Source organism: Paeniglutamicibacter antarcticus (assembly GCF_039544305.1).
Classification (GTDB): domain Bacteria; phylum Actinomycetota; class Actinomycetes; order Actinomycetales; family Micrococcaceae; genus Paeniglutamicibacter; species Paeniglutamicibacter antarcticus_C.
The window spans coordinates 1-18,980 of the sequence record NZ_BAABLK010000024.1; the positions used below are offsets into that span (position 1 = coordinate 1).

The following is an 18,980-nucleotide window of genomic DNA, read 5'->3' on the forward strand; positions in this document are numbered from 1 at the left end:
GGCTCGCCGCACCGTGTTGTGTGGCGATCAAATCAGATGATCATGAAAAGTGCTCGAGCGGTACCGTGTGAGCAGAACGGAAGTACCAACAAGCCGGAACATGAGTACCTTCAGACGCTATTTAGCACGAGGGGACGGAAATCTGCTGGCCCTGGTAGAAGACCTTGCACTGGTCTTTCACGATCTCAATCAGGACCTGATTCGCGGCCAGGCCCGTGGCGGGTTCCGGGAACAACCCGGCATCGATGATCTCGCCAGACTTGGAGACCGCAACGCTCGCCGTGCCGAGGGCGACCTGCTTGAGCCTGCGCTTGCTCAGATACTCTGCGGCTTTGGCTTCGAGCACCGACAAGTGCAACGGCTCGCTCGCCGGGGTGTGCTCCAGGGTCTGCCAGGCGATTTCGGGTGTGGACTGATTCAGCGACTGGTGCGGCCTGCGCCGGTTGTAATGCTCGCGATAGCGCGTGATGAGCCTGTGCAGGTCGGCAAGGTCCTTCGGCTTGTTGGCGTCCAGGAAGNTACCGCACCGATCGTGCCGCTGCGCAGTTGGTTGAATGCCTTGGAATTGTCACTGAGCAGCTCCTGGGGTGCCCCATGGGACTTGATGGCCCGGGCGAGCAGGTCGTGGGCGTCATGGCTGTTCTCGTGCTGCCGGTACGCCCATGACCCGACGTCGTAACGTGTCGCATCGTCGATCAGCTGGTAGACGGTGCCCACCTTCCCGTCGCCGGTCCGGTATTCGAAGGCGTCCAGCTGCCACAAGGCCATTGCCGTGGACCGGGCAAAGGGCAGATACGAGGATTTCGGTCGCTTGCGCGGGTTCCGGTCAACATGGCCCACACCTGCGAGCAGCCGGGCAATCGTGGCAATCGTGGCAATCGATGGGACCTGTCCGCCGGGTAAACCATCTTGGATGGTCGCTTCGTGGTGGATCGTTTTCGGTCCGTAGTCCCACCCATCTTTCTTGAGCTGTTTGCGGATGCGGACCAGCTCGTTGATAACCTCGGGTCCGTAGCGCCGTGCAGGGTGGTGAGGTGCCCTGGAACGCGGATGGAGTGCTGATGCGGACTCGGTGGATGCCCGGGAGCGGATCCGATAGAAAATGCTGCGGGAGATCTTCTGGGTTTTGCAGAATTCGCTGATCGTCAGGGCGTCGGGCTGGGTAGGGTCGTAGTTGATGACCATGGCGCGTATGCGCGGTGGCAGTGGATTGTTCATGCCTTGAAACTGCCAGAAGAACCTGCAAGAACTGTCTACGATGTATTGAGACATGGTGTCCACGATGTCATAAGATCGTGTGTCCACGATGCGCTGAGACAGGACACACGAAGCCGTGAGATCGGTTGTCAACGAAGTGACGAGATCCAGTGTCTACGATGTTGCGAGATTACACACCGGGTACGCGGAATATCCGTACCGTCTAGGCATATTTGCCAATCAGGGGTCTAGACATCGAGTGAGCATGGCTTTTAGGGCTCTTCGGAATTTGGCGTGGTGAGTCTCCCCTAAGTTCGGGAGTGCCGGTGGCCGCCGGCGGAGAGCAGTGAGCGGATGCGGTAATTTTCGAAGTTGCGGAATCCTCGGGCAATTCTTCGGGTGGTTTCGATGACACCGTTGATCGCTTCGGTTGGGCCGTTGGAGGCACCTTTGGTGGCGAAGTAGGCGATGATTTCCTTCTGCCATTTCTTCAGGGTCTTGCAAAGCCGCTTGATCTCCGGAATCGGGCAATCAGCGTATTTGTTCAGCAGGTCTTGGACGTGCTTGGGACCCTCGGCATGCGGGACGTAGTAGATCAAACGTAGTTCCTGGTAGGCGCTCCAGGCGATGGTGACCTCGCCGTCCTTGTCGCCGGCCTCGAGCAGTTCGGTGAGCAGGTCGCGTTGCTTCTTCTTCAGGTGTTCGGCCCCCTGCAGCAGGAGCCGGCGGGAGCGGTAGAGAGGGTCATCCTTCACTCCACGTTTGCCGGTGGCCTCCTTCTGGACGCGGCACCGGATCTCATCGACCATGGCGGATCCGAGCTTGACGACGTGGAACGCGTCCAAGACCATGACGGCGTCGGGAAGCTCCTCGTCGATGGCGTTGGCGTAGCCGCGGAATGGGTCGAGGGTCGCGACTTTGATCCCGGGTCTGAAGCCCTCGGGTTGGGCCTTGAGCCAATCGGCATAAGCCTTCCCGCTGCGCCCGGGCACCAGGTCCAGAAGACGGGCACGTATCCTGCCCTTAGCGTCCCTGGTGTGGTCCACGAACCCGGTCAGGACACGGCCACTGGGGAAGCCGGTGTGCCTCCAGATGTGTTCGTCGACGCCCAGGGTTCTGACACCCTCCAGCCGTTTGGGGTCGGCGAGTTCCAGCTGGGCCAGTGCCTTGATGTTCTCCCAGATCGTGTGCCAGTCCACGCCGAGTTGCCGGGCGATCGCCGAGACCGCGATGTCTTGTTTCTTCAGCTGCTCATGGGCCCAGTGGCAGGCCCGTACGGTGAGTTTCTCCCGTGGTCCGATGCGGTGGTGTTCTTTTCGTGAACGTCACCGTGCGGCATTGTTTTTCGTGGCAGCGGAACACCCGTTTGTTCCAGTGCAGGACCACCGGTGAGCAGTGGGAGGGGATGTCGTGGATGGGCACGGGGCGCCGGGCGTGGGATTTTGCCTGGGCGCCGCATCCGCGGCACCAGGCGGTGCGTTTGGGTGTTTCCACTGCCACGACGAGCCGGGTCGGATCTCGGCGGTCCACCTCGAGTACGTGCAGGCCTTCCAGGCCCAGGAAGGCGTCGGCCCTGTTGCACCATGGGCCGGTCCCGCAGGAGCTGGCCACCAGGTTCTCGGCGGCATCCACAGGGAGTGGTTCTTTGGGTTTCCTTGGTGCCGCGGGCAGCACGCAGGCAGAGCTAGAATGGTTCACTGTCAGGGTCTTTCTTGAAGGTGTTCTTAGTCGATAACCATTCAAGAAGGCCCTGACGTCTATCCGGGACCCGGCACGCCGGAAGCCCCGAAAGATGCCTACAAGATTACGGCGTCAAGGCGCCCGCACCACGCTCAAATCCGAAGAGCCCTAAAGTCGGCCAGCGACCGATCCCAAATCGTGAGGGGACCGATTGCTGGCAGTTAGTCGCTTCACAGGCGGGATCAGCCGACGATGTTTGCGATCAAAATATCTTCCGTGTTTGGCTTGGAAAAGGCAGACTTCGCAAAGTTCTGTGCATCGGTTCCCGAAGCATGGAACATGCTCTCTGAAGCGGTACTGGCAATGATCCGCTCGGCCATGTCTGCGACTGAATTGGCAAGCCAATGAGCGGGATAGATCTGGTCGGCCCCTGCCCAAGCCAGACTCATCGGGACTGCTCCTGAAGCGGCACCGTCTGCAATCGTGTAATGGAAGGACTCAAAATCACTTACCGACAATGACACACCGATTTTCTGGTACCAATCTTGCATATCGGAACCATGACCGTCGAACGTCACCCCGTCCCGCAGGAGGGGATCGGTTTCTATGCGCGTATATTGTTCTTCGTAGAATTTCATTTCTTGTGGACGTGCGGCCATCCACGAGTACTCTTCGGGTCTATTTCCCTTGATATACAGGTGGTAACGCGAGTCCGTTGAGCGAAGTTTCGCAACAAGGTCTAAGGCAACGTCCAGCCGTTTGTGCTCCGGCACCATGCCGACCAATCCCAGGTTGAAGCGGGCGTCGGCGGTTTTGGGACGATCAAGACCAGTCACGTCAACGGTGTTGAATACCACCTTTGTCAGATTCTCCGGAATCCCGAATTTGGTGATTGCCGTGCGGCGAAGATACTCGCCCACGAAGATCAGTTCGTCCACATTCGCGTAGTCAACCTCTGCCGGATACTTCGTAATGATCTCCTGGAAGTGGAAGCGCGACACCAAACGCTGATCGGGTAGTTTATTCTTCGAATACCATGCCAAGTTGCCCAAGGACCATTCGCAGAAGATCACGTCGGCGTCCACCAGCAGTTCACGGCTTTTTGCCTCATCGTGCTGCGAATGCCCGGTCCATTGATCAACCGTGACATTGTGGCCAGCTGATTTCAGGCCCTCGATGATCGCGCCGGCAAACTTCAAGTCGTGGCCGGCGATGAGGACATTGCGTGGTTCTCCCTCGCGCAGAGAAAAGAGCTGGTCCGGAACCTCATCGACTTGTGCCGGGCTGGGCAACTGCAGGACACCAATGGCTGGATCTTGGTCGTGGCCGACCCGATGCATGTTGATTGCTTTCGAAGCATTCGAGCTCCAATCCCAAAGAGGCATGGGATATGCGACGAAGTCCGCAACGTTGATGCGGGCGGCATTGGCGTGTGTATGTCGGATGGCGGTGGCCAGATCCTCTGCGGCCAAGGGATCCTCGAACGACTCGGTGAAGTCCGCAACGAACAGTTCCGGATCGTTTGGTATGGCTTTCAGGACCTCCACGTGGTGCGCGGCGAACATCGCGAGAATTTCAGCGGAAGGTACGGCTCTGGTAACCACGGCAAGAGGTGGATGCGACTGTCCCAGGACGAGTTCCGCAGTACGGTGGTCCAGCTCTGCCAGCTGGAGTACGTAGGAGGGAAGTCCCTGCGCAGCTACAGGGATCCCGGCGGTGCGCAGGAGGTAGGCTAGGCGGTGGATGGACAGGTGCGAACGGTAAACAATACGCATCGCGTCCTGGGCATCCCTAAGACGCGTGTATTCATCGGTCATCCAGCGATCGAGCTTTGCAGCTACCGATGCCTTGGTGAACGAGGTCGCGTCCGTGATGCCAAATATGCCGCCGTGTTCCAGTCCCGGGCCGGAAACGCACGGGGTGCCGCAACCGGCCAGTTCGAAGACCCTGCGGGAGAACATGGTGGGGGAGTCGGACACGGAATTGACGTTGATGTGGACCGCGTGGTTCTTATATGCCTTGACCATTTCCGCGTAGGGCAGCCCGCCTTGGACGAATTCCTGAAGGTGCTCCGGGAACCTGTACGGCGAATCCGGGTTGTCAAACTGGCGGTCGTAGATCTTCAGGCCATGGGGGATAGCCGCATCCAACAAGGTGACCAGTTCCTGGGAGCGCTTGGCGAAGCGTTGGCCGTAGTAGGAACCGCCGTAGGCGACGGAATGATCTTGCTCCTCGCCTGTGGACAAGGGGTTGTGCAATGCCGGCTGCGCCCAAAACGGCAGCGAGGCCATTGTCTTCAGGCGTGGACCGCGGTGTGCCCAGTAGTCCTTGAGGCAGTTGGCGTCGGTGGTGAACACATGGTCGAAGAAGCTGGCGGTTGTGCGGAAGCGGTTGAAGTGCACCGGATCTTCCTTGTTCCAAAAGACGGTGGGGATGTCTCTGGAGGCGCAGTAGGCCAAAAGCTCACGAAGGTCCGTGCATTCTTCGTCGTCGTAGTAGCCGATCTTGCGGTGCCATTCCCCGTCGTTTCCTTCCCACGCTGATTCCACCAGAAGGACGTCGACGGGCTTCTCCTCGAGAAGCGCCTTCCAGTTATGCGGGGTCGGCATTACCAGGGTGACATCGTTTCCGATGCTGGTTCGGGTGAATTCATCGGATATCAGGGCGATGGTCACACCAGAGAGGGCTTTGTCCCGTGCACCGGTCTTGGGCACGGCGATTTGGCCGAGACCGGAGAGCTGGTCGCGGGCAATTCTTTCCCAGGATCTGTTCTTGCAGATCCATTGGCGTGCTTCGCGGCCGATTTGCTCGCGCAGTGCCCGGTCCTGGGAGACGTTGGTGATTACCCGGGCAAGGTCCGCGCTGTCTCCGGCTTTGAAGAGCATGCCTCGTGTTCCCTCGGTTCCCAACAGGTCCACTAAGGGGGCAACATTGGAGCCGATCACGGTCTTGCCGGCGGACATGGCCTCCAGCGGTTTGAGCGGCGAAACCATCTCGGTGACCACTGAGCTTACCCGGGGACACACGACGACATCGAAAATCTCGATGAAGCGCGGCACCGACTTGGCAGGGACCCTTCCGATGAATTCAACCAGGTGGCTGACCTCAAGTTCCCGGGTCAGCTCCTTGAGTCCCTTGAGTGCCGGCCCGTCGCCAACGATGACTAACTTGGCTGCCACGCCGTCAGCGTGCAGCTGTGCTATGGCCTCAATGACCAGGTCGAGTCCCTCGTAGTCCAAGACTGACCCGGCGTACCCGATGGTCAGACCGTCCTGGAGGCGGTGTTTGGCTGCCAGGGCGGGGTCGGGGCGCAAGGGGGAGAATTCATAGATATAGGCAGCATTGGGTAGCAGGCTGATCTTTGACACATCAACACCGCGGCGGACCAACTCGTCGCGCACCTGGGTAGTGATGGCGAAGACGTGGTCTGCTTCGGTGGCGACGAGGGTTTCCAGCTGAACGGCCAGGGCATAACGGTCACTCTGGTCGTAACCTTCGGTTCCCGAGGCTTCAGTGACCTCCCAGAGACCACGGACCTCATAAGCGAAAGGAACTCCTAGACGGCGGGCAGCGATGAGCGCAGGCAGGGCAGTGACGTGGTTAGAGGCTGCAACGATGCGTGAAGGACGATTAATCATCGCTTCACGGGCATAGATGTCCGCTGCCTCATGGATGTACTCGTCCAAGGCCAACCGCGACCATGAAGTACCTGGGTTGTAAACGGTCTTCACATCATCGACGGTGGATTCGAAACGTGATTGTGTCTTAGGTTTGTGGGATGTTCTCACATCCCACGGATATCCGGGGCGAGCGGCCACGACGATGTCCGTACCGAGTCCGACCAAGGCCTTGGTCAGTCCGGAAGTCCTCGTCGAGTAGCCATTGCTGTGGAAGGCTCCCGTACTGTGGGCACAGTACATCAACCGGCCAGGCTGCGGAACGTAGCCGATGCCGTCGGCCCGCGACGGTACGGATGGATTGGCGGTAAGCAGCCTAACTGCGCCAGCTACTTGGTCAAAGAGAACTTTCTCTGAGGAATTCGGTTGAAAATCCTCCGGCAGGGACCGGATCAGATCCTGCGCGTCGAAGACCTTTCCGGCCCGTCGGTACGATGTACCTATGCTCTCGTCGACGGGTACCTGCGGAGATGACCCAGATGCAGCCATCGCAGGCTTCGGCTCCAATACGAGGACAGGAGAAGCTTCGAGCGGCAAGACTCTTTTTTGGCTCAGGGAGCTCGAGAGACCCTTGATTGGCATGGTCACACTCCGGGCCAAGCGAAGCACCGGGTGGGACTTCAAACGGTCGTAGGCTGATCTGAATTTGTTGGCCCGTTCGATCTCTTTTGCCAGGCGCTCTTCCAGGGCAACACGTGCCCTGTATTCGTTTCTGCGGCTGTGCTTTTCCCGATCAAGCTGTTTGGAAAGGTCGGCAGTACGTTCAATTAATTCGTTGCGACGTTTCTGAAGCGTGTAGGTCTCAGCCTTGAGCTGGGCAACGGATCGTTCAGCGGCGGCAAGTTGCCGTGATATTTTCCGGAGTTGCTGCTCCGTATCGGGCTTTGGGACGGTACTCGATTGTTGGCTATCGCGGTCCGTTAAGGTGAATGGCTGTTTGGCCGGCGTCATAGGGGGTTGTGAGTCGTTGTGCATTTAAGGTTCGTTGGCTCCAAGAGAGTTCTAGACAGATTGATATCCATCTTAACAGTGCAATAAGCAACCCAGATCGTCGATCCATGCGGATGTCCAAATAGATCGACGAACTTGGCTACCTTCCGATCGATACTGAGGGGGCGAGATTTTTGTTCCAAGTCATCGCCGATGACTACGAAAAGCGTAGTCTGGTGATCAGCACAAATTTGGAGTTTTCGCGGTGGGGAACCGTCATCGGGGTTGACAACATGGCAGCAGCGGCTTTTGGCCGGATCGGCGATCATGGCCGGCTACTGCAGTTCCGTGGTGAGTCCTACAAGGTCAAGAACGCCTTGATGAAATAGTCGCTAGCGCCAACATGGCCGGAAACCGTGCCGAGGTGGCCTGATTCTTAGCGCTGAAACGGCCGACTTAAAGTTGACGAAACTGTGAGACTTGTTTTAGCTGCTCTGGGACTCGCTGGCAGGATAGGAACCGGCCGTTCCATCCTTTGGATGTGACTCATGACGAAACTGACCCTCAGAGTGTCTTTCGTGTGATTTGTCCGTCCACGGAGGTGGTCGGCCGGTACCCGTCCGGCCCACCACGGTAGCTTGATTAGAAGATTGTCCACTCTCACGGGTGGGACCCCTCACAGTTCTGTTCCGTCGTGATTCCGACCCGGACTGGTCCCGGCCGCTAACGCCCACCGACCACGTCCATCTCAAGAGGAAAAGCGCGGTGACCGCCATGTCTATCGTCTCTCATTGCCACCCCTTTGTCGTGGGTGTCGACACTCACGCACGCAACCATGTCTACGTCATTCTTGACGCCGCCAACGGCGTATTACTGGATACGCAGTCTTTCCCGACTACCGGGGCCGGCATCAACCGGGCCATCGCATGGGTGGCACGCCGCACCAACGCGAACGCCGACACCCTCTGGGTCATCGAGGGGGCGGCGTCCTACGGAGCGATCCTTGCCGGCACCGTGGCCACCCACGGATTCCCCGTTGCCGAGGCCCCGCGCATGGACGCCAAGAAGAACCGGGGCGTCGGCAAAAGCGACGCCCTGGACTCCCACCGGATGGCCATGGGCGTGCTGCCGTTGGCGGTGGAGAGACTGCGCCGTCCCCGACTGAATGAAGGGATCCGTCAGGGTTTGCGGATCTTGGTGACCGCCCGCGAATCCATGACCAAGGACCGGACCCGCTCGGTCAATGCCTTGAACGCCTTGGTGCGCAGCAACGACCTCGACATCGATGCCTGCAGGAAGCTCACCCCGGTCCAGATCTAGGAGATTTCCCGGTGGCGCGAGCGCGAGGAAGAACTGGCCCTGGGTATCGCCCGTGCAGAGGCGGTCCGCCTCGCAAAACATATCCTGGACCTGGATGGGCAGCTGAAGTCTAACGAGCAGAAGCTGGATGAGCTGGTCAGGGTCAGAGAGGCAGCGCCCCTGCTCGAGGAGAAGGGTTTCCGGGCGGTGGCCGCGGCGAAATGGGTGGTGGCGTGGTCGCACGAGGGACGGATCCGCAGCGAGGCTGCGTTTGCTTGTCTGGCGGGCGTGAATCCCATCACCGCGTCGTCGGGTAACACGGTGCGCCATCGGCTGAACCGGGGCGGCGATCGAAGGCTAAACAGCGCCCTGCACATGGCTGCGATAACTAGGATGACCTACGACACCGAAACCTGCGACTACGTCGAGAAACGCCGAGCCGAGGGCAAGACCGACACCGACAAGGAAATCTGACGCTGCGTCAAGCGCTATCTGGCCCGGCGTATCTTCAGAATCCTGGCTGCCGAGGCCCAATCAAAAAAAGTCCAGGAAGCGGCTTGACAGACATAGAAGAGTCACATCGTTCTTCTCTGCCCCCTTGACGAAATCAACTACATACTAGTTGGGAAATTAACCACAAGCAGCCCGCATGGAAGCCAAAAAGCATTTATTTCATGACCACGTCGGGGACTTTGCGTTAGCCTTGATCCGGAGGGTTCTTGTTCGAATTTTTCGCTTGATTCTTGCAGGGATAATACGTCTAACCCTCTGCATAGAAGTCGAATTGACAAACCGATGCAACCTCGAAGGGGTGTTGAGGAGTCTATAGTTTTCGCGAGTCAGTTCCGCAATGATGGCCTGCGCTGATTCAACCTGACTCCGTAGACGACTATCACTGGTAGAGGCCACCGCGAGTTCGCGCCTTCCTGACTCCACTACCTCTATCAGTTCGTGCCGCACTAGTTCTAGTTCCTTGTTTAGTTCGTTGGTCTGTTGCCGCATGGTATTCCTAGTTTTGATGGCTTGCTGTTGTAACACCGAGTATTTACGTGCAAGAACGCTCTCGGATTTCAAAATTCGTGGAAATTCTGCGAGGGCAGTCCGCAAGGAATCTACAGGCTTGTAGAAACGCGAAGCTGTAAGGGCTGCTCCAAGTTCGGGTTCGACTGCCAAAGAGAGGATAATTTCACGCAGCAACTTTCCTGGAATGGCTTTGTGCCCGAAATCGTCAACATTGAGACGGAGCGATACGCCGGAACGATCACCAACTTCTTCAATAAAGGGGAGCACCTGATGCTTCAAGAATCTAGCGTCTCCGAGATTCTGATATATGGCCAGTCGATAGTTCATGTCCTTTTCGGTTACCTCAGCAATGCTTGCGGGTCCGTAAGGCTTTAATTGCTTCTCGAGTTCTGGAGAAAGTTCTTCTGTCGTTGTCATCCCATGGCACAATTCGAAGTAGCTTGACAGTTGGTCTCCGAGGCCCGCCCTGAATGTAAGGCGAGGATTGACGACCAGTGCTACACAGTTGGGAAAATCTGGAGCGAAATGTGCGGCCGCATAGCCGCCTCCAGAGGCTCCAAATAGAATCGTCCGTTTTGTTGATAATGACGCCAAAGCGTGGTGAATCAATGGTGCCATCACCGGACGAAGTGGTCCGATCGTCGTGTTGCCAAGGTGCCAAGCCAGATTGGCACCGGGAAAAGCGATGGACGGATCCGAAATACTGACCAAGTTTATGTCTAAATCCCTAGCGAGGTCTGCACCAGAGAAGACGGGGTAAGTAACTATTTTGGGAGCAACTGCGCTGTGGAAAACCACGAGAGTTGCTGGCGATTTTCTGTCCTCAATGAGGATATCTAAGTGTTGTCCCCTGTGGGAGATCGCATGTGCTCCAGTTTTCCTTTCCACACTTAAGAATTCTGTGGTTGAGACATGATGGGTGAATGCCCAGCGGGATTCATCACGAAATCTTGACATGAACCAATCTTAGATGAGTAGCTAATTCGAAACTCACATGAGCCAATGAATGCGTGATTAGGCATATAAAATGGGCTCTACTGACTCTTCCGTGGGTCATCCCCGTCCCGGGAGCACCGGTCTGTGACCTCCAAGGCTGAGCATCGCCAGACTGATCAAAGCATCCGGTGATTTGAATCCGAAGGCGATCCGGGTGATGAGTCTGATTTTGGTGTTCATGGATTCGATGCGTCCGTTGGATAGCCCGTGTTCGATCGATGCCAGGATGCTGGAGCGGTGTTTGACGATGCTACGTTGGAGTTTCACAAACGCAGGAATCCTGCACCTCCTGGCCCAGTTCACCCAACGATCCAGTGCCACTACGGCCTCCGGGTAGGGCAGCTTGAAGACGGTGCGAAGGCCTTCTTTTAGGTAGTAGGCCCGACCCAAGGCCGGGTCGGTCTCCACGATCCACGCGAGCTTCACTTGTTGCTTGTCGGTGAGGTCCTCGGGGTTCTTCCAGAGCGCGTAGCGACTGTTTTTCAGCTTCTTCGCCCGTTCACTATCTGGTCGTGGTGCAGCGTCTTTCGCTGGTCGTCCACGGCCGCGGGCTGGTTCGGTTTTTGTGGCTGTTTGGCGGGCCCGGTTCCAGGCGGTTCGGCGTTCCTCATCCAAGGCCCCGGTGGCCCATTGGACTACGTGAAACGGATCAGCCACACGGACGGCGTTGGGGCATCGTTCGGCTACGACAGAAGCGATCCAGTTTGCGGCATCGGTGCGAAACATGCGTGATCTTAGCGCTGCGCTCGGCGCCGAGGGCATCAAAGAACTTACGCAGCGTGGCTTTGGTACGTCCCGGCGATGCCCAGATGAGGCGGTCGGAGTCGTGGTCCACGGCCACGGTCAGGTACTTGTGTCCGCGCTTGTAGGAGATCTCGTCAATGCCGATCCGCTTGAGGTTCGCAAAGGGGTCAAAGGTCTTGGCGGTGTCCTTCCAGACGCGGTCAATGATCGCGCCCACGGTGCGCCAGGCGATACGCATCAATTCGGTGACGGCGCTCTTGGATGTTTGAGTGGCCAGCCACGCGACTTGCTGGTCAAAGAGCAGTGTATGGCCGCACTTGGTGGCGGGCCCACGGGACCGCGGTGACGGTGACTCCGTGCTTAGGGCAGCGCACTCGTGGCGCTTCGGCGAGAAGGTACGTTGGGAAGGTTCCCAGATCTAGGGTGCGCCACCTTCTGGGACCTTCGCCGCGGTCGTAGCGGGGACAGCGCCGGGAACATATACCGCACCGGTTTCGCATCGACTTCAGTGGGCTGACCGTGGCGATGAATGCGCTGGTTTCCTCGTCGAAGTCCAGGTCTTGGACCCTGGTTTTTTCGACACCGAGCATGGTGGCCCATGTGCTTGTTTTCTGCACGCCGTTTTCCGGCCGTGGTTTTTGTTCCTTGACAGTCAAAAATCCTAGGCAGGAAGCGGCGTGTGGGCGTTAAGGCTCGCGGGTCATGCCCACGGAAGAGTCACAAGAGCCATAAAATGCCTCGATAGTTGTCATTCAGTCAGTCAGCACATTTTTCGAGCCCTCTACTTATGGGGACTTCGGATCGACTAAGGTGCTAGCATCTGAATGGTGATTTCTCCTGAGCTGTCCCCGTCTACATCCGCCAATACTCCAGAACAAAATCCAGTTCCAGGACTTTCGGATTTGCTGCGTGCACCGGTCGTTGTTTTGGGTAACTCCAAGCATCTATCTGCGAGTATTCGGCTCGGAGACTCTTTGGCCGTATGTCACCCAGGGCCAACAGCCACACGTCGTGGCAATAAGCTTTACCTACTAGATGGGGTCGGGATTGTAGGCTCAAGAACTATAGTCGACAGCGGGGGCGTGGCCGATTTCCTTGCTCGAGACATACGACAGGAACCTGCCAAGGTAGTGGCGGAGCGTTGGGGCGAGTCCATCAAAAATCCGTGCGCTGCGTTCGTCATCGATACTGATGCACAAGAAATACTGTGTCTACCCGACCCGTTGGGGGGAGCCCTGTGCTTTAGATATCGTTCGGACTATGTGCAAATAATTTCTACGGACATGGTTTCTTTGACGCATGTAGTGACGGCTATGGGACTTCCACTGAAGAAATCGGCAGACTTTCAGCTAGAAAGACTTATTCTTGGGAACGGCGGGTTGATTCCGTCCAGCTATGAGCATGTTGATCGTTTGGAGTTGTTCGAGTACTGGCTTGTATCTAAGGACGGTGTCCAACGTGATCAATACTCGCAGAGTCAGTCTGAACCGACTTATGTTGAGGCAGTTCAAGCTATTAGCGCTGAGATCAGTGAATCTGTTCTAGCTGTTTCTAGACTCCCTACTGAACGACGAATCGCACATATTACGGGTGGGTTTGACTCGAGGCTTGTGCTAGCCGCGGCGATGGCGGCAGGCTGTGCCGAGGACTTTATGTACTTCTGTTCAGGTCCAGCAGGAAGTACCGATAGAAAAATTGCCGATGGTTTGAGCCGGACATTTGATCTACGAAGAAGTTCTGGTGGCGGTCTCGCAGCTTCCCAACTGACACACGTACATGAACAGCTACTTGCACCGTTGTACCATTCAGGCGGGATAACATCATCAGGGCCGAATGGTGGGGAAACGAAGAGCAGCGTCGTCGTCGCCGGCGGTGGCTACGGTGGACTCCTCCGAAGCACTTTTTCTTCCAGGTTTAGTACTATCGATCCGAAAAACGTATCACCGATCAGCCTCATGGAGATGTTGGCACCGCGACCACCGGGAAGCGCTCGTATCTATGCAGACTCGACTCTGTCACTACTAGGAGAAAGAATGTTTCAGGAATGGAACAGACTACGCGACATAGGATATGAACACGATTCGATAGGTGATGCGTTCTACCTGTCGGTTAGAAATCGATATCATTTTGGTCAGAACTCAATGTTGTGGAGTCGCATCGGGCGTAGATACGACCCGTTGTATTCAGTATCGGGAGCTACTGCTGCCGCACGCTTGCCGCTATATTCACGGCAGACCAATGTCCTCGGTTTCGATGTAATGAAAAGTTTTGGCGTTGACCTGGAAAAGTATCCATTTGATACCAAAAGGTTTAGCGACGCTTATCGAACTCTCAGGCGGGCTCCAGAACAGCGCAAGTTGGAGGGATGCGGACCTATCGAGTTTGACGACTCGCACGAAATTATTCACGGTGGAAAAGTGAATCTTCCGTCTTCTTTGGATAGCTTGGCTGTCATTAGTCCCACGTTGAGTGGCAACGAACGCAAGGCAACAATTGAAAAGGCTAACAAAATTGGGCTAAATTACTGGCACATCGCAACACTGGAATCCGCACAAGAATCGTTGAGGTCAGCGTTAAACCAATTTGGGTTGTCCGCTGTCGAGGGACTAGTCGACAGCAAGTACGCATGGCATTTAGCAAAGGACAGATTGACGAAGCGAGCAGAAATCCGAGATGTATATGCGATGTATGGTCTTGTCGCCTGGCTCGGAGTCGACGCTTAGACGTAGGTAACGTGACGGCAGAGTAATTACTCAGTTTATATTACAGATTTTATAAACTATATATAATATTCAGGATAATTTAATGAACTTATTAAATGCAGAAACATATATCATTAAACAATTTCCTTGTAAAAATGATAAAAGTATCTTACAAAAAATACTCAATTTTAAAAAATACGATATTATAGATGTTAAGGCTTGGGGAGAAGTGAGGTTCGACTTCGGCAACATTTGGTCAGAAGACCTGCAGCCAAGTGTCCATCGTCGACTTCATAGCTGGCTCTTCTTCAGTGAATGGGTCAGTCAGCTCCCGAATAGTCCGGAACACTTAGATATCATTTATGATGTTGTTGAAAACTGGATTAACCGCTTTTTGTATCTGTCAGAAACGGATCCGTTGTTTCGTCGCGCGTACCATGACGAGGCAACTGCCCAGCGGATGCTCGTCGCCATAAGGTTGCACCATTATATGGCATCAGTTGGCGACCGTTATCAAGATCGTTGCGCTAAACTGCAGCACATGATGGATTATACTGCCGTCAAGCTCGAATCGGAGACGTTCTTTTCGGGATTGAATAATCATGGCATGTTTCAGTCGATGGCTTTGCGGAACTTCGCAGTATATGCCGTTTGGCGAGGTTCTGACCGACGGCGTGCCATTCTTGAGACAGCTGTTGCGCGTATTAGTGAATACTTTAGAAACTCTTTTACGTCCGAGGGGGTTCACATAGAGCATAGTCCTACCTATCATCTTATGATACTTCGACATGTTGCCGAACACCGTAAATTCTTGAACGCTTTGGGCAGCGATGAGTCGCAATACCTTGATCAGATAATTGATAAGGCTAAAAATCACTCTGTTCATACCATTTTACCCAATGGATATTTCTTGCCGATTAGTGATACCCAACAAATATCGTTATCCGGAGTCCAGAACAACGTCTTTGAGAATTCCGACTTCGAATTCGCAGCTTCCGCCGGTACTAATGGTACCAAACCAACAGATTTAACATTGTTTGAACCCAAATCAGGATATTTTTTTCATAGGAATTCTTGGAATAAAAACAACTCCACTTTTTTAGCATTCACTGCAGCCTATAATGCGAATTATCATAAACATTCAGACGATTTGCAAGTCTACTTGTGGTCAAATGGACACGAAATATTAAGCGAAAGTGGTCCTTTTGGGTATGACTCTAAAAATCCATTTGTGAAATATGGATTTAGTCAATGGGCGCATAACAATATTGTAGTCGATGGAAGAAGTCTTGGTAGAACTGAAGGTGCTTTCGACAGCGTACGGATGGAGGGAATTGACAGGGTATCCGAGGGGTGGAAGGTTGCGGCGAGTAATGGAAGGTTTAGTGGTGTATTCCACAAAAGGACACTGCTGATCAATGATGATCTCACCCAGGTGGAAGTTCTTGATGTGCTTGAATCTAAAACAGAGCATGTTTATACTCTTAATTGGAACGTTGGACCTACCATTATGGTAAAAATTATCGACAATGGATTTGTTGGTTATTTAAAGAATCGTGAAATCTTCATTATGAAGTTTGAATCTGCAGAGCCAATCCGAATCGTGAAACGCCAGGGTGTAGGAGGGACAAGTCCTAGGGGCTGGCGTTTTCCTAAAATGAACACTAAAGTCCCAGCCTCTTTGATTTCAGTGTCTTTCAGCGCCGCAGATTCTACGATTCGAAGTCAACTGACGCTCCATAGCGTGGAGATAGGCACCAGTGTGGATAATGCTCGTATGTTTAACGATGAACCATTGCCGAGTGCCATTTTGCCCGACGTTATTTCAGCGAGGCATCCTGGAAGGACAAGAGGAGACGCTGAGTGGTCATCATATCCAGTTGTTATTGGTAGCGTTCTTAAATTCTCAAACAATACAGCCTTAGTGGAACGAGCAGTAGTTAAGCTTTATAATTCTTCTGGTCTTATCGATACGAAGGCAGGTCATCTTTCCAGGATGGAGTGGAACGAACTTCCTGCTGGTAGTTATCGTGTAAGAATTTATCCAAAAATGACTAAAACATACATTTCTCCATTTAGCTCTGATTGGTTTATCGTTTAAATAATTTGACAATTGTAGTACTTACCTAGATTTTTTAAGAAACAATACGCGATTCAATATATTCGGCCCTTAGACTTTGAGTGTGGCGTCATCAAGTAAGTGAGGCTCGCAGCCCCGGGGCTCAGAAGTCTGGAGATCGAGGGGGGATTGATTAGACTCAGATGGCTTTTCGTCTCATATCGAAACGACAGATTCGAGCCCGGATATAGACTCCGAGTTTTAGTGAGGTGTTCTCGCATCTCAGGAAATGCCATGTTTCCCGTTCGTGTGGCAACCGTCACCAATCGCGGCCTCCCGATGCTCAATAGCTGCGGAACTCAAGTAAATGGTCGGGCGCCAGCTTGGAGGATAGATTCCTGCTGTTTCACGGCGTGGATATGGCTCACTAGATCGGTGACCACTAAGTGCCATTCGGACGAACTTTCCGTCCGCGATGGTGGTGCGGCCCATCCCACTCAGGCTTGAATTCTTGATGTCCGAAGTATCCGTGACCATTGATTTCAGGGCCGCTGTCAACCGAGCTTGGTTTGAGTCTAGTATTGTTACCGGATTCGGATGCCGTCTAGATCAGTAGCTACTCTGTGGCTTTTCTACACAAGGAATAAATCATCAAAAACTTGCGGACTGCCCTTTGGCATCTTCGACGCGGCGGACCAGCACAGCTAGTCCGTTGGAAGCAACGTCAGAAAGCGGGCAAGCACAATGGTGTGAATAACATCGCCGCAATACAGACGAGATCGTTGGAATCCGGTGCTCTCGTACTGGATTTCTTGGAGCTAAAACCGCGTAATCGGCCAGTAAGTATGTTGAAGACACGTGTGGCTGTGATTCTAGATGACTTTTCAGCTCTAGCATTGGGCTTCGAATGGGACTGCATAGCTGTTAAGCCTGAGTCATGGGCAGTCGAACTGGCCGTTAATCCCGTGGAAATGCTATTCGTGGAGTCTGCTTGGGCTGGGAACGACAAGGCTTGGTCATATCACCTCACCGGAACGTCTGCGCCCCGTCCAGCCATCGTCGAGCTTGTGTCTTGGTGCCAGAGCAAGGGAATACCGACGATCTTCTGGAACAAAGAGGACCCACCTCACTATGATGATTTTTTGGAGACAGCTCGCCTTTTCGATACTGTCTTCACTTCGGATTCCACAAGAATTGAACAATACAAGCAGGATCTCGGACATGGTCGAATTCACACTCTAAGTTTTGCGGCTCAGCCTGCCGTACACAATCCTGTTCATCCCCAGCATGGTTTCCAAGCCCGAGATGTCGCTTTTGCTGGAATGTACTTTGCACACAAGTTTCCGGAACGCCGGCAGCAAATGGATATGCTGTTGGGTGGAACTCTAGATGTGGCGGGGGGGATGGAGCACGGCCTGGAGATTTTTTCTCGACAACTCGGCGGCGACGCCAACTACCAGTTTCCAGCGCCCTTCGACTCCCACGTTGTAGGGAGTCTTCCCTATAAGAAGATGCTGACAGCGTATAAGGCCTACAAAGTCTTTCTCAACGTCAACTCAGTTATTGATTCGCCGAGCATGTGTGCACGCCGAATTTTTGAGATCACGGCATCGGGTACTCCCGTTGTCACTGCACCCAGCAGGGCAATTGATAAATTCTTCGACAAGTCAGAAGTCGTTGAAGTCAATACACGTGAAGAGACGGCCAGCATGGTTCGAGCCTTGGTGCGCAGCAAGGAGCTTCGTGACCGGACGGTCCACTTGGGGCAACGCAACATTTGGCGCAACCACACCTATGCTCATCGAGCTGAACAAGTGCAAGTAGCTGCGGGTATTGGAATTGGGCATTTAGATAGGCGATCTATGACCAAGACCCCGAGTGTCTCCGCCCTGGTTTCGACCATCAGACCACAACAGCTCAGCCACATTCTCAGTACCGTAGGTAAACAAGTGAATGTTGAAACCGAGTTGGTTCTTTTGACCCACGGATTCGAACTCGACGAACAAGATGTGCGAGCTAAAGCGCGGGACCACGGTATTGAGCATCTAGTTCTTCTGAACCAACCACGTTCCATCACTTTGGGTGCCTGCCTCAATCTGGCTGCAGCTGCGTCCTCGGGTGTCTACGTGGCAAAGATGGATGATGATGACCTTTATGGCATCCATTACTTGCAAGACCAAGCCGCAGCACATCGCTATAGTGGAGCTAATGTTGTCGGAAAACAAGGCCACTACATGTACCTCGCTGAACGAAATGCTACATTGCTGCGATTCGAAGAGCGCGAACATCGATTTACCGATCTGGTCATGGGCCCCACCATTTTCACGACTGGGGACTTGCTTCAGGAAGTGCCGTTCCCGGATTTGGGCAGGGGTGAAGACACAAACTTTTTGCGGCGGGTTGTAGCGTCTGGGGGAACGGTCTATTCAGCGGATCGCTTTAACTTCATCCAGATGAGATCGCGCGAGAGCGATGGACATACTTGGTCTGTTCAAGAAACGGAACTGTTGGCAACGGGTGTGGTTTTCTCGTTCGGGCTGAATGAGCAACATGTGATGTTCTAATCGAATATCGCATAAGAGGTAAATAAGTGACATGGGAGTCAGTGTTGTAGGCTGAGTTCTTGGTTTGCGGTTAGCCTTTCAAAGCAAGTTTAGGAGAGTTCCTCCTAGG

General features: G+C 54.3%; 8 protein-coding genes and 3 pseudogenes. 5 read left to right on the plus strand and 6 right to left on the minus strand.

Features of this window, described 5'->3' with window-relative positions; all coding sequences use genetic code 11:
• Positions 1-130: 130 nt before the first annotated feature.
• The 4 genes and pseudogenes from ABEA12_RS07195 to ABEA12_RS07210 all read right to left on the minus strand — a co-directional run.
• A pseudogene (locus tag ABEA12_RS07195) lies at positions 131-1,218 on the minus strand (integrase core domain-containing protein); the annotation flags it as partial.
• A gap of 287 nt (positions 1,219-1,505) precedes the next feature.
• A complete protein-coding gene (locus ABEA12_RS07200) occupies positions 1,506-2,498 on the minus strand; it encodes an ISL3 family transposase (RefSeq protein WP_345467307.1) in 993 nt (330 codons plus the stop codon).
• Positions 2,449-2,895, minus strand: coding sequence for a transposase family protein (locus ABEA12_RS07205; protein WP_345467258.1), 447 nt, complete (start codon positions 2,893-2,895; stop codon positions 2,449-2,451). The genes ABEA12_RS07200 and ABEA12_RS07205 overlap by 50 nt, the downstream gene beginning before the upstream one ends.
• Positions 2,896-3,119: 224 nt before the next feature.
• A complete protein-coding gene (locus ABEA12_RS07210; RefSeq protein WP_345467261.1) occupies positions 3,120-6,797 on the minus strand; it encodes a glycosyltransferase in 3,678 nt (1,225 codons plus the stop codon).
• An 833-nt stretch (positions 6,798-7,630) separates the two neighbouring features.
• Here ABEA12_RS07210 and ABEA12_RS07215 point away from each other — a divergent pair.
• Both ABEA12_RS07215 and ABEA12_RS07220 read left to right on the plus strand, forming a co-directional pair.
• Positions 7,631-7,873 (plus strand): ATP-binding protein, encoded by a 243-nt coding sequence (locus ABEA12_RS07215; protein WP_210102525.1) that lies wholly within the window; start codon positions 7,631-7,633, stop codon positions 7,871-7,873.
• A 385-nt stretch (positions 7,874-8,258) separates the two neighbouring features.
• Positions 8,259-9,344: pseudogene (locus ABEA12_RS07220) on the plus strand (IS110 family RNA-guided transposase).
• A gap of 111 nt (positions 9,345-9,455) precedes the next feature.
• Here the strand turns inward: ABEA12_RS07220 and ABEA12_RS07225 are convergent.
• Both ABEA12_RS07225 and ABEA12_RS07230 read right to left on the minus strand, forming a co-directional pair.
• Entirely contained in the window at positions 9,456-10,763 is a 1,308-nt protein-coding gene (locus ABEA12_RS07225) for a hypothetical protein (RefSeq protein ID WP_210100572.1), read from the minus strand.
• 96 nt (positions 10,764-10,859) lie between these two features.
• A pseudogene (locus ABEA12_RS07230) lies at positions 10,860-12,163 on the minus strand (ISL3 family transposase).
• A 207-nt stretch (positions 12,164-12,370) separates the two neighbouring features.
• Here ABEA12_RS07230 and ABEA12_RS07235 point away from each other — a divergent pair.
• From ABEA12_RS07235 to ABEA12_RS07245, 3 genes are all read left to right on the plus strand, one after another.
• The gene (locus ABEA12_RS07235; protein ID WP_210100573.1) at positions 12,371-14,269 is read left to right on the plus strand and encodes a hypothetical protein; all 1,899 of its coding nucleotides are present in this window, start codon (positions 12,371-12,373) and stop codon (positions 14,267-14,269) included.
• 82 nt (positions 14,270-14,351) lie between these two features.
• Positions 14,352-16,349, plus strand: a complete 1,998-nt coding sequence (locus tag ABEA12_RS07240; RefSeq protein ID WP_210100574.1) for a heparinase II/III family protein — start codon at positions 14,352-14,354, stop codon at positions 16,347-16,349.
• Between the two features lie 707 nt (positions 16,350-17,056).
• Entirely contained in the window at positions 17,057-18,871 is a 1,815-nt protein-coding gene (locus ABEA12_RS07245; RefSeq protein ID WP_345467267.1) for a glycosyltransferase family protein, read from the plus strand.
• Positions 18,872-18,980: the final 109 nt, after the last annotated feature.